The 12,867-nt window shown below is 40.1% G+C and carries 14 protein-coding genes; 6 read left to right on the top strand and 8 right to left on the bottom strand.

Annotated features, from left to right (window positions below):
* The first annotated feature begins 5 nt into the window (after positions 1–5).
* Both dprA and ACPF64_RS05175 read left to right on the top strand, forming a co-directional pair.
* Entirely contained in the window at positions 6–1,136 is a 1,131-nt protein-coding gene (dprA, locus tag ACPF64_RS05180) for a DNA-processing protein DprA (RefSeq protein WP_426455751.1), read from the top strand.
* 51 nt (positions 1,137–1,187) lie between these two features.
* The gene (locus ACPF64_RS05175) at positions 1,188–1,757 is read left to right on the top strand and encodes an L-threonylcarbamoyladenylate synthase (RefSeq protein ID WP_080026138.1); all 570 of its coding nucleotides are present in this window, start codon (positions 1,188–1,190) and stop codon (positions 1,755–1,757) included.
* A gap of 390 nt (positions 1,758–2,147) precedes the next feature.
* On the opposite strand, the gene ACPF64_RS05170 is transcribed toward ACPF64_RS05175, so the two are convergent.
* Together ACPF64_RS05170 and ACPF64_RS05165 are read right to left on the bottom strand one after the other, a co-directional pair.
* Positions 2,148–3,068 (bottom strand): DMT family transporter, encoded by a 921-nt coding sequence (locus ACPF64_RS05170; RefSeq protein ID WP_231762113.1) that lies wholly within the window; start codon positions 3,066–3,068, stop codon positions 2,148–2,150.
* A gap of 105 nt (positions 3,069–3,173) precedes the next feature.
* On the bottom strand, positions 3,174–3,827 hold the full coding sequence (locus ACPF64_RS05165) for a TetR/AcrR family transcriptional regulator (protein WP_003655509.1): 654 nt from the start codon (positions 3,825–3,827) through the stop codon (positions 3,174–3,176).
* 135 nt (positions 3,828–3,962) lie between these two features.
* Here ACPF64_RS05165 and ACPF64_RS05160 point away from each other — a divergent pair, with 135 nt between their 5' ends.
* From ACPF64_RS05160 to ACPF64_RS05145, 4 genes are all read left to right on the top strand, one after another.
* Positions 3,963–5,177 (top strand): MFS transporter, encoded by a 1,215-nt coding sequence (locus ACPF64_RS05160; protein WP_426455750.1) that lies wholly within the window; start codon positions 3,963–3,965, stop codon positions 5,175–5,177.
* Between the two features lie 20 nt (positions 5,178–5,197).
* Complete coding sequence (locus ACPF64_RS05155) at positions 5,198–5,962, top strand: AraC family transcriptional regulator (RefSeq protein ID WP_426455749.1); 765 nt, start codon at positions 5,198–5,200, stop codon at positions 5,960–5,962.
* A gap of 122 nt (positions 5,963–6,084) precedes the next feature.
* The gene (locus ACPF64_RS05150; RefSeq protein WP_004640554.1) at positions 6,085–6,630 is read left to right on the top strand and encodes a glutathione peroxidase; all 546 of its coding nucleotides are present in this window, start codon (positions 6,085–6,087) and stop codon (positions 6,628–6,630) included.
* 142 nt (positions 6,631–6,772) lie between these two features.
* Positions 6,773–7,369, top strand: a complete 597-nt coding sequence (locus tag ACPF64_RS05145) for a hypothetical protein (protein WP_426455748.1) — start codon at positions 6,773–6,775, stop codon at positions 7,367–7,369.
* A 62-nt stretch (positions 7,370–7,431) separates the two neighbouring features.
* Here ACPF64_RS05145 and ACPF64_RS05140 read toward each other — a convergent pair whose 3' ends face one another.
* From ACPF64_RS05140 to ACPF64_RS05115, 6 genes are all read right to left on the bottom strand, one after another.
* Positions 7,432–7,851: a F0F1 ATP synthase subunit epsilon gene (locus tag ACPF64_RS05140; protein WP_003655525.1), complete on the bottom strand. Its 420-nt coding sequence runs from the start codon at positions 7,849–7,851 to the stop codon at positions 7,432–7,434.
* A 17-nt stretch (positions 7,852–7,868) separates the two neighbouring features.
* Positions 7,869–9,263, bottom strand: coding sequence for a F0F1 ATP synthase subunit beta (gene atpD, locus ACPF64_RS05135; RefSeq protein ID WP_003655528.1), 1,395 nt, complete (start codon positions 9,261–9,263; stop codon positions 7,869–7,871).
* 30 nt (positions 9,264–9,293) lie between these two features.
* Positions 9,294–10,163 (bottom strand): F0F1 ATP synthase subunit gamma, encoded by an 870-nt coding sequence (atpG, locus tag ACPF64_RS05130; RefSeq protein WP_003655530.1) that lies wholly within the window; start codon positions 10,161–10,163, stop codon positions 9,294–9,296.
* Positions 10,164–10,240: 77 nt separating this feature from the next.
* On the bottom strand, positions 10,241–11,785 hold the full coding sequence (gene atpA, locus ACPF64_RS05125; RefSeq protein ID WP_005037448.1) for a F0F1 ATP synthase subunit alpha: 1,545 nt from the start codon (positions 11,783–11,785) through the stop codon (positions 10,241–10,243).
* Between the two features lie 46 nt (positions 11,786–11,831).
* Complete coding sequence (locus ACPF64_RS05120) at positions 11,832–12,368, bottom strand: F0F1 ATP synthase subunit delta (RefSeq protein WP_426455747.1); 537 nt, start codon at positions 12,366–12,368, stop codon at positions 11,832–11,834.
* Positions 12,369–12,380: 12 nt separating this feature from the next.
* Entirely contained in the window at positions 12,381–12,851 is a 471-nt protein-coding gene (locus ACPF64_RS05115; protein ID WP_049838248.1) for a F0F1 ATP synthase subunit B, read from the bottom strand.
* Between the last annotated feature and the right edge of the window lie 16 nt (positions 12,852–12,867).

Below are 12,867 nucleotides of genomic sequence, written 5' to 3'. Positions count from 1 at the left end.
TTACAATGCTTACTCAACTTTCATCACACCATTACCACACCCTTAAAGTGTGGTATTTGGTTCAGCACTCTTTAGTTAGCTTTAAAAAAATTTTCGACTATTTCGGCAGCTGTGAAACGGCTGTACAACCTGCTGGGTTAGCCCAATGGTCTAATCTCGGTTTACATGCCAATCATTTAAAACGCGTAGATGAATTTCAAACTGCTCAGGGTCAAGCTCAGTTTAAAAAACTGGTTCAGCAGATCCAGCAATATACCGACTTTATTTTAACGCCCGATGACTCTGGTTATCCTACGCAATTGCTACCTTACACAGATCATCCGCCCATCATTTTTGGAAAAGGCCAAGCTCAAGCTTTACTACAGCCACAAATTGCTATTGTGGGTAGTCGAAAACCAAGCCCGCATGGTCGTCAGGTTGCTTATGACTTTGCCTATTACTTAAGTGAAAAAGGATTCTATATAAGTAGTGGTTTGGCATATGGCATTGATGAAGCCGCTCACCAAGGAGCTTCAGTACATCAACGAACTATTGCTGTAACTGGAACAGGTCTAGACAGCACCTACCCTGCTCAGAATAAAAAACTTGCAGAACAGATCTTGGCTCAAAACGGCGCCATCATTACTGAGTTTCTACCCGGTACGCCACCATTACAGCAGCATTTTCCACGTAGGAACCGAATTGTTAGTGGTTTGAGTTTAGGAGTACTCGTCGTCGAAGCAACTTTAAAAAGTGGCTCTCTGATTACTGCCAACAAAGCTGCTGAGCAAGGTAAAACGGTGTTTGCTATTCCTGGCCATATTTATAGTGAATTCCATCAGGGCTGCCATCAGCTTATTCGTGAAGGCGCAATCTTAGTCGATCATCCTGAACAGATTATTGAGGACCTTGCTCTTCCAACCCAATGGCAGAGTCAGCAACAAAGTCAAAGTGAGACAGCTGAAACTGGCGCGCCAGAAATTCCTAAACATTTAATTAAACTATATCAATCTTTAGACTGGGTCGGCCAAGATATCGATCAGCTTGTTGTGCACCATTCACAACCCGTTGCTGAACTCACCTCTTCACTCATGGAACTAGAACTACTTGGTTTATGTATGCAACAATCAGGGCTGTATTTACGTTGTCGCTCTTAGTACTGGAGCGCACAATAGCAATTCTGTCTGATTGAAAGGAAGAGTATTACCATGATTACCACCTCAGTTACCGAAGCAGCCGAAAGTTTACATCAAGGTCAAGTCTTGGCGTATCCAACTGAGGCAGTTTGGGGGCTAGGTTGCGACCCTTTTAACGAACAAGCTTTTCAAAAAATTCTAGAGCTGAAACAAAGACCAATTGAAAAGGGGGTCATTTTATTAGCCGGCCATATTAGCCAAGTTGAGCACCTGTTAACCTCTTTACCTCAAACAACCCAACAAGAAATTATTGATTGCTGGACGAATCACCAACCTTCAGAAAGAGCCACAACTTGGCTCTTGCCTGCTGGTGAACATATTCCTTCATGGATTAAAGGTGAACATCCTCTTGTCGCTGTTCGAGTCACCACACATCCTTTGTGTGTAGCATTATGCAATGCTTTTCATGGTTTTATTGTCTCGACTAGCGCTAATCCAAGTGGGCAAGAACCTGCTCATTCACTACAAGATGCCTGCCAATACTTTGGTTCACAATTGAACTATCTCAATGGTGATTTAGGCCAAAGTCAGCAGCCAAGTAGAATTATTAATGCTCTCACAGGCGAGATTATCCGCGCTTAATTTCAGACAAAAAAAAGCTCAGTTATATAGGGATAACTGAGCATAAAAAAGGATGGGTATATACCGCATCCAGAGGGTTTGGATATCTCTGCAACGAAAGATAATTTGCAAAAAAGAGCGTCTTTCGTAGTGGTCGCTATTATGTGGCAATAGACTAAATGAGAGAAATATATAATTTCTCTAAAAAAAGCATGAAAAGTGTAGGGAATTTACGGTTTTTCGCTTAAAAATTAAAATTATATTAATATTTTTATTCGGCTTTTTTAATATTTATATTTCAACCTAGTTTTATAATCTATTTATAAATCATATAGAAAAGCTTTAACTAAGAAAAAAATGGCATATTTTCATTAGTTTTTTTAAAAATATGCCATAGTTTTTTTAGTCGTCTTAGTTTTGCTCTTGTATGAGTTCACTCTTTTTAGAACTAACCTTCTTTTGAGCCATGATGATACCAATTAAAATTATTACACCACCTAGTGTGTGATAAATGGTCCACTGCTCAGATAACCAGACACTCGCAATAATTGCTGTAAACACAGGAACTAAGTTCATAAAGATACTTGTTCTATTAGGACCTAATTGCTGAACAGCCAACATCCAAACTAAAGGCGCAATGAGTGAAGCAAATACTCCTGCATAAATAGCACTCGGAGCATTTTGTGCATTTAAAGCATCCAGTCCGAACCAGAAAATCAAAGGAAGGTGAAATATTACAGAAAAACCAATCTGGACATATAAGCTCGTCATGATTGGAAGTGGCAACTGCCATTTTTTAAGAAAAACCCCATAAAATGCATAGAAGAATACAGCGATAATCATTAAAGCATCACCAAGATGTCCACCAGCACTTAATAAGTGGCCAATATCTCCTTGGGACATGACATAGAGCAAACCTGCAAAAGATAGAATACTGCCAAAAACTGCAAAGCGATTAGGCACATCTTTTAAAATGGCAAGCGAAACAAAAATAGTAAAGATGGGAATAAATGCATTCACAATTCCCATATTAGTTGCACTGGTATAATGGGCAGCCGTATAAGCAAGTCCTTGATAAAGCACCATTCCAAATGCACTTAATACTGCTAATTTAGGCAAATACTGTTTTAATAAGTGTCGCTGTTTCCAAACTGGTAACAACATAAATGGGGTTAAAATAATAAAGGCGATTAACCACCGGTAAAAACTGATACTGACCGGAGAGATATAATCAGAAACATAGCGGGTAACTACAATATTTAAAGACCAAATCAGTACTGCCAAAATGGGAAATATAAATGCCCATTTATGATATTTCATGACCTGACTCATAGTAATACGCCATCTGTAAAAGAGAGTTTATTTTGAAGAATGTCTTAATAAATTGAAATATCGTATTTCCGACATTGATATTGAACTTAGGACATCATCCGTTTTTTAGAATAATGTCCAAGTCTTCATGGCATGTTCAACAACTTTGTGTAATTGCTCGGTACTCGCCCCATCTCTTGCTTGAATCGTTAACCCTTGAATGACGGTTGCATAAAAGTCTGTCATTTCCTGTAACGGTGCATTTGGAGACAAATCACCCTGCTCTACACCTTGTTGAAGACGTTTGAATAATTTTTCTTTGGTCTTTATTCGTTTATCGAGAAGGTTCTGCTGCACATTCTGAGTAGCGTCAGAACAATTCATAGCTGCAACGACGAGCATACAACCAGCAGGCTTATTTGGCTGGACGAGTCGTTTAACGTTATCGTATAAATAAAGTTCAAAAGCAATTTTTGCTGTTTTTGCTTCTAAAAAGATGGTTTCAATAGGGCATGCTTCATGAGCCAAGTAGTAATCAATACTTTGATAAAACAGCCCAGCCTTATCTCCAAACGCACTGTATAAACTTGGTGCTGTAATTTCCAAAGCCTGTGTTAAATCACTGATCGACGTTGCTTCATAGCCATGCTCCCAAAAAAGCAACATTGCCTTTTGCAAAACCTGCTGTTCATCAAAGCATTTAGGCCGCCCACGCTTTTTTTTCAGCGTGTCTTCAGCAGCGATCAAATTCGTTTCATGCGTATTTGTCATAAAGATCACATCTATTTTTATAACAATCGTTATTAAATTAATTGACGTTCGATTTTTTATCAACTATTTTATTTTCATAATGATCGTTAGTTAATTAATAAATTGCCTTTCTTCACTCCAAATTTAGCCAAGTAAGGATTTCCTATGGACCAATCTTCTATCTCTAAAGCGCGACCCACGACCTCACCACAAGGAAGTTGGTTTGCCATTTTGGCCGTTGCCATTGCAGCATTTGCATTAGTAACAAGTGAATTTTTACCTGTTGGTGTTTTAAATAGTGTTGCAACAGATTTAAATATTTCTGTAGGTACAGCCGGTCTTATTATTACTGTACCAGGCATTATGGCCGCGATTGCCGCCCCCTTATTACCAGTTTCAGTGAAACAACTTGATCGACGCTATGTTCTCATTTTACTGACAGCAATTATGGTTATTGCCAATACCATTACTGCTTTTGCTGAAAACTTTCATATTTTATTACTTAGTCGCTTAATTTTAGGAATCTCAATTGGCGGGTTCTGGGCCACAGCAATCGCTTTAAGTGGAAAATTAGCTCCCACTCATCTCCCTATTGCTAAAGCAACTGCTGTTGTAATGGCAGGTGTAACTTTTGCGACAGTTTTGGGTGTTCCTATTGGAACATGGTTAAGTGAATTTTATGGCTGGCGCAGCGCTTTTGGAATTACAGCAGGAATTGGCTTAATTGTTTTAATCTTACAATTAATCTTTTTACCTAAACTTGTTCCAGACTCGCCAATCCATATGAGGGACTTACCAGCATTATTACGCACGCCTAAAGCACGTAGCGGCATGCTGATTGTCTTGCTTATCGGCCTTGCTCATTTTTGTGCATATAGCTATTTAGCACCTTTCTTTAAGAATATTGCTGGCTTTAACGGAACAACGATTAGCTCATTATTATTGCTCTACGGAATTGCAGGTATTTTCGGAAATGCATTTGCTGGATATAGTGGTAATTTGAATGTCCGTTATACGCTTGCCTTTGTTAGTGCTTGCTTTGCAATTGTATTTTTTGGATTCCCACTTTTTGCCATTCATGAATTTGGTGCTATTGTCTTAACTGCTTTATGGGGCTTCGCATTTGGTGCTTTTCCTACCTCAGCCAATATCTGGATGTTTGTACATGCGCCACATGCAGTTGAAAAAGGTATGCCTCTTTTTGTAGGTATGTTCCAGGTCATGATTGCCACAGGTTCATTATTAGGCGGTTATGTGGTTGATCATTTCAATGAAAATACCTTAATTTATGGCGTATTAAGTTTTGTTGCTTTAGCACTCGTAAGTACTTTTACCCTAGCAAAAGGCTTAAACAACACTAAAGCGACCTGTGAAAATTAAATATGAGTCAGAGCATATAAATGAAAAATGAGGACCAACAATTTTCTTTATTGAACAGTATAGAGGTTCATGAATTTCTATATCAAAAAGAAGATATTGTTCGTCCTCATGCCTCGCTCTGGGGAGATTTTAATTTCAGCTTAAATGGCATTTTAGAAATGCAGGTGGAAGAACAGCTATATCTGTCTCCACCTAGTTATGGACTTTGGATTCCACCTCAAACGGTTCATCAATCGACTGATATTGATCACGAAATTCACTATATCTGTATTCGTCTACATCCCCGCCTATGCTCTGTTTTAGGAGATGTCTGTCAGTGTTTTAGTATCCAGCCCTTTTTTCGGACGTTGGTCCTCCAAATTCTGGAACAACAGAAGCTGAATAAAAAACCTGAATATTTAGAACATCTTTTACAAGTCTTATTCGACCAATTACAACAAGCCCCAGCCTATTCGCATTATTTGCCTCAAACGCGGCATCCAGTTTTATTGCCTATTTTAGAAAAGCTTTCCGACCCATTACTTTTTGATCACTCATTACAACAGTTACTCCAAAATTTCTCGGTAAGTGACCGTCACCTGTTACGTTTGAGTCAGCAAGAGCTACAACTCTCTTTATCTGAATGGCGAAATCGAGCCAAAATTGTTTATGCAATTCATCAAATACGACAAGGGACACCCATTAAGCGTTTAGCATATGATTTAGGTTATCAACATAGCTCAAGTTTTATTGAGTTTTTTAAACGTTATACTGGACAAACACCTATTCAAATTAGAAATAACTAGAATTCAGTTTATCTTTTAAAATCTTTTTCTTTTTTTGAACACGAATATTATTGCACTACCCCTCAATAGCAGTTAAAACAAATGCGTTACTTGATATCAACTACAATCTTTAGGAAATACTCATGACACAATCTGTATATCACATTCCAGTAAAAGCTATTTCAGGCGAAACGGTTGACCTTGAACAATATAAAGGCAAGGTTTTACTTATTGTAAATACTGCTTCTAAATGCGGTTTAACTCCACAATACGAAGGCTTAGAAAAGCTTTACCAAGCAAAAAAAGATCAAGGTCTTGAAATTTTAGGTTTTCCAGCAAACAACTTTAAAGAGCAAGAACCTGGTTCAGATGAAGAAATTCAACAATTCTGTTCATTAAATTATGATGTTCACTTCCCTTTATTCTCTAAAGTGTCTGTTGTCGGTGAAGATAAGCACCCACTCTATGAAACTTTGACAGCAGCTCAACCAGAACGTACTGGTGAAGGACCTTTCCGTGAGCGTTTAGAAGGTTTAGGTATTCCAACTAATCCAGCCCCAGAAGTTTTATGGAACTTCGAAAAATTCTTAATTAATAAAAATGGCGAAGTAGTGGCTCGTTTTGCTCCAAACCTAACTGCGGATGATGAACAAATCGTTAAAGCAGTTGAAGCAGAGTTAGCAAAATAACGTTTAAAAAACGTAAAAAAGAGCGTTTCCTACGCTCTTTTTTATTATCTGGTCAAAATGTTGTTTGTTTGCAAAAATACAATCTTTCTCCATATTTTATGCCTATAGTACCTATTTGCTTTATTTGATGTTGTTTGTAGTTATGAAAAAAGTTTTACAGGGTGCATTTCTTCCTTTTGTAATTTTTGCCTCAGGCATGCTTTTACTCGGGTGTGATCAGGCACAAGACCATGCTACTGAACAAGAAAATACTGAAATAACTGAAAAGGCGTCTGATCAAACTATTGAACAACAAGAGTCAGATATTGCTCCAAGCAAAACTGAACTTAAAAGCGGCAATATTTTTTATATGATTCGAGATGCTGCTAATTTACAGCTTAAAGCTGGGGATTATGTTGAACAACTTAAAGACACTCAACTTGACGTTGAACAAGCTATTCAAGATAAAAATCAAAATGAATTAAAAACAACTGTTTCAACTTTAAAACAGCAATTACAAGGTTTAAATCAAGCTCTTCTCACCTTAGATATCAAAAGTCAGGAAATTGAGAATATTCGCCAAAGTTTATTACATGCCAATCAACAAGCTCTAAGCATGCCTTTACTAAATGGGAAATTAGATCAAATCAATTTTGAACAAATTGAAAAACAGCTTAATACCATTCAAATGGATATGGTTAAACTCGCAGCTATGATTATGGCTGGAGATGATAAGCCAGACTCAAAAACTGATTCTTAAGTTATATCCAAATAATAAAAAAGCCACCTTACGGTGGCTTTTTTTGATGAACACTGCACAAATTATAATGCGCGGTTCTTCATCTTACGGATAGTTTCAAGCTGACCTGAAATCTCTGATAAAGATGCCAATGCAGCAGCTGAGTCCAAATCACTCTTTTGGTTCGCAAGCAATTGTTCAGCATTTTTACGTGCTTCTAAAATTGCAGCTTCATCCAAGTTGTCAGCACGGATTGCAGTATCTGCAAGAACCGTTACAACATGAGGTTGAACTTCTAAAACACCGCCAGATACATAGACGATTTCTTCTGTACCATTTTCCAACTGAACACGAATCGGGCCCGGTTGAAGCAAAGTCACAAGTGGTGCGTGTCCTGGCAAAATACCAAGTTCACCACCTGCGCCTTTCGCGATTAACATCGTTACTGCGCCAGAGTAAATAGACTCTTTAACACTTACGACATCACATTGCATAGTCGCCATGAGATGATCTCCTTAAATTAGAGTTTCTCAGCTTTAGCAATCACTTCGTCAATACCACCAACCATATAGAACGCTTGTTCTGGGATGTGATCGTATTCACCAGCTAATAGACCTTTAAAGCCACGAATCGTTTCTTTAAGCGATACTAATTTACCAGGAGCACCAGTAAACACTTCAGCTACGTGGAATGGTTGAGAGAAGAAACGTTGGATTTTACGCGCACGGTAAACAACCAATTTATCTTCTTCAGCTAACTCATCCATACCCAAGATTGCGATGATGTCTTTAAGCTCTTTATAACGTTGCAAAATGTTCTGTACAGAACGTGCAATTTCATAATGCTCTTGACCAACAACTAATGGGTCTAACTGACGTGAAGTTGAGTCAAGTGGATCGATCGCTGGATAGATACCAGAAGATGCGATGTCACGGCTCAATACTACTGTTGCATCTAAGTGAGCAAATGTAGTTGCAGGCGATGGATCTGTTAAGTCATCGGCAGGTACGTATACTGCTTGGATCGATGTGATCGAACCAGATTTAGTAGACGTAATACGCTCTTGAAGAACACCCATTTCTTCTGCAAGTGTAGGCTGGTAACCTACCGCAGATGGCATACGACCTAACAATGCTGATACTTCAGTACCTGCAAGAGTATAACGGTAGATGTTGTCGACGAATAATAATACGTCACGACCTTTACCATTTTCGTCTTTTTGATCACGGAAGTATTCAGCCATAGTCAAACCAGTTAACGCTACGCGTAAACGGTTACCTGGTGGCTCATTCATCTGACCGTAGACCATTGCTACTTTGTCAAGAACGTTAGAATCTTTCATCTCGTGATAGAAGTCGTTACCTTCACGAGTACGCTCACCAACACCAGCAAACACAGATAAACCTGAGTGAGCTTTCGCGATGTTGTTGATCAACTCCATCATGTTAACGGTTTTACCAACACCAGCACCACCGAATAAACCAACTTTACCACCTTTTGCAAACGGGCAAAGTAAGTCAATTACTTTAATACCAGTTTCTAAAAGGTCAGTAGAAGCAGCTTGTTCAGCATAAGAAGGCGCTTGACGGTGAATTGGCAAACGTTCTTCAGTTGCAACTGGACCAGCTTCATCAATTGGGCGGCCCAAAACGTCCATGATACGACCAAGCGTAGCTGGACCTACTGGAACAGAAATCGGTGCATTTGTGCTAGTTACATTAAGGCCACGTTTAAGACCTTCTGTAGAACCCATTGCGATGGTACGAACAACACCATCGCCAAGCTGTTGCTGAACTTCTAATGTAGTTTCAGTACCGTCAACTTGGAGAGCGTCATAGATCTTAGGAACGCTATTGCGCTCAAACTCGACGTCGATAACCGCGCCGATGATCTGAATGATACGACCGCTACTCATTGCTGTCTCCTCAATTCAAACTTAATAATGTTAAACGGCAGCGGCACCGCCAACGATCTCGGAAATTTCCTGAGTAATCGCGGCTTGACGCAGCTTGTTGTAAATGAGTTGTAGGTCTTTAATCAGTTGTCCTGCGTTGTCTGTCGCTGCTTTCATCGCGACCATACGAGCTGACTGCTCACATGCAACGTTTTCAATCACACCTTGATAAACCATAGACTCGATATAGCGAACCAACAAACCATTTAACAATTGTTCTGCTTCTGGTTCGTAGATATAGTCCCAACCATAAGTACGGTTGAGATCATCGCCTTCTTCTGCTGGTGCTAAAGGAACAAGTTGTTCTACTTTAGGCTGCTGAGTCATTGCATTAATGAAGCCATTTGATACGAGGTAGATACGATCTAATTCACCCTTATCAAATGCATCAAGCATAACTTGGACTGAGCCAGTTAACTGTTCCAAACTCGGCGCATCGCCAAGTTGGGTAGTTGCACCAAGCACTTTACCGCCGTAATTCTTAAAAAACGAAACCGCTTTTTGACCAATTAAAGCAAATTCAACTTCAATTGACTGCTGTTGTTGTGCTTTGACATGCTGCACAACTTTCTTGAACAAGTTAATGTTCAAGCCACCGGCCAAACCACGATCTGAAGACACTACGATATAGCCAACGCGCTTAACAGGGCGGTCAACCATATAACGGTGTTTGTATTCAGGGTTTGCTTGAACCAAGTGAGCAATTACACGGCGCATATTATCGGCATACGGACGGCCCTGAGCCATGCGCTCTTGCGCACGACGCATTTTAGAAGCAGCTACCATTTGCATCGCGCGAGTAATCTTTTGCGTGCTCTTGATACTAGCTACTTTGGCGCGAATTTCTTTTAAATTTGCCATACGCTTAACCTAGTATTCGAAAGCCCTTTCGAGCTTCCGAAGGTTGATCCGTGAACCAAACTTAACTAAAACTAAACTTAGTAAGTTTGAGTCGCTTTAAAGCTCTCAATACCTGCTTTGATTGCTGCTTCGATGTCTTTGTTGTAATCACCAGTTTCATCGATTTGTTTCATCAACGGAGCATATTCTGAGCGGAAGTAAGAGATTAACGCAGCATCAAAGTCTACGATTTTCTTAACTTCTACGTCAGCCATATAGCCTTCGTTAGATGCATAAACAGAAACAGCTTGGTCAGCAATTGAGTAAGGAGCATATTGCTTTTGCTTCATTAACTCAGTTACACGTTGACCATGTTCAAGTTGCTTACGAGTTGCTTCGTCAAGGTCAGAAGCGAACTGAGCAAACGCAGCCAATTCACGGTATTGTGCTAAAGCAGTACGGATACCACCAGACAATTTTTTGATGATCTTAGTTTGAGCAGAGCCACCAACACGAGATACAGAGATACCCGCGTTCACAGCAGGACGAATACCTGCGTTGAATAATGATGTTTCTAAGAAGATCTGACCGTCAGTAATCGAAATTACGTTCGTTGGTACGAATGCAGATACGTCACCTGCTTGAGTTTCAATAATTGGCAATGCAGTTAAAGAACCAGTTTTACCAGTTACTGCGCCATTAGTGAATTTCTCAACGTAGTCAGCAGATACACGAGAAGCACGTTCAAGAAGACGTGAGTGAAGATAGAATACGTCACCCGGATACGCTTCACGACCTGGTGGACGACGTAAAAGCAATGAAATTTGACGGTAAGCAACAGCTTGCTTAGACAAATCATCATAAATAATAAGAGCGTCTTCACCGCGGTCACGGAAGTATTCACCCATTGTACAGCCAGAGTACGGAGCTAAGTACTGCATTGCAGCAGGATCAGCAGCCGCAGCAGCGACAACAGTTGTATACGCCATAGCGCCAGTTTCTTCTAGCTTACGTACAACGTTTGCAATTGTTGATTGTTTTTGACCAATCGCAACGTATACACATTTAATGCCAGAATTTTTCTGAGCGATAATCGCATCGATCGCCATCGCTGTTTTACCAGTTTGACGGTCACCAATAATCAACTCACGCTGACCACGACCCACAGGAATCATGGTATCAACTGATTTATAACCAGTTTGAACAGGTTCGTCTACAGACTGACGCCAAATTACGCCTGGTGCTACTTTTTCAACAGCATCAGTTAATTTTGCATCAATTGGGCCTTTACCATCAATTGGGTTACCCAAAGCGTCGACAACACGGCCAAGAAGTTCCGGACCAACTGGAACTTCAAGTACACGACCTGTACAACGAGCTTTTTGACCTTCTTGAAGGCTTAAGTAGTTACCTAAGACAACGGCACCCACTGAATCCTGTTCTAGGTTCAGTGCCATACCAAATAAGCCGCCGTCAAATTCGATCATTTCACCGTACATTGCATCAGCAAGACCGTGAATGCGCACGATACCGTCGGATACCATAACAATGGTACCTTCGTTTTTAGCGGTCGCGCTGGTGTCCAGATCGCTGATACGCTGTTTAATGAGCGCACTGATCTCGGATGGATTCAGTTGTTGCATTGCGCTATTCCTCAATCTTTTAATAGTTCAGTCTTCATCATTTGCATTATGCAAGAAGACGAGTACGCATTTTTTCAAGCTTGTTAAGCGCAGAATCATCTATCACTTGATCGCCTGCACGAATTACAACACCTGCAATAAGCTCAGGTTTAACTTCAACTGAAACAGTTACAGTACTGTTAAAATGCTTTTCTAAAGCAGATTTCAACAATTGCTCTTGCTCAGCAGTTAATGGGAAAGCCGATTCAATCACGACATCCACATTGTTGTTATTCTGTGATTTAAGCTGTTCATATTCTGCTTCAATTTCAGGTAACAACATTAAACGATCGTTATCTGCAAGAAGTGTCAAAAAGTTAGACACTGCTTGAGACTGATCTTCACCTAAAACTTTAGCAAAAAGCTTCACTTGCTCCACAGGAGTAAGTTCAGGGCGATTTAAATAAGCGGAAAATGCTTCGTCTTGCACCGCAGCACTGAGCACTTGTAACGCATTCGACCAATTGTCTGTTGCACCTTGCTCAGAAGCATAAGCAAATGCTGCTTTGGCATACGGACGTGCCAACGTCAAGAGTTCAGCCATGATTCGCCTCTCTTAAAGTTTAGCAGCCAGCTGAGACAGCATGGCATTATGAGCTTCTGCGTCAACTTGCTGGTTCAGGATTTTTTCTGCGCCAGTTACTGCCAAAGCAGCTACTTGTTGACGTAATTCTTCGCGAGCAGAATTGATATCTTGATCAACAGCTTCTTTAGCCTGTTGACGAATACGCTCACCTTCAGCCGCAGCTTGAGTACGAGCTTCTTCAATCAATTGTGCTGCACGACGGTTTGCTTGTTCGATCAATTGAGCCGCTTGTGCTTTAGCCGCATCAAGCTCTTGCTTTACTTGCGATTGTGCATCGGCAAGATCAGCTTTTGCTTTTTCTGCTGCATTTAAGCCATCAGCAATTTTACGCTGACGCTCACTAATCGCATTGATTAGTGGTGGCCAAACGAACTTTACGCAAAATGATACAAAAATCAAAAATGCGATCGATTGGCCAATCAATGTGAGGTTGATGTTCATTGCAATTCCTCAAATA

The sequence above is a fragment of the Acinetobacter sp. KB005 genome (genome assembly GCF_049949095.1).
Taxonomy (GTDB): Bacteria; Pseudomonadota; Gammaproteobacteria; order Pseudomonadales; family Moraxellaceae; genus Acinetobacter; species Acinetobacter calcoaceticus.
Note: the sequence above shows the minus strand (reverse complement) of the source record. Positions and strands in the feature narration are given on the sequence as shown.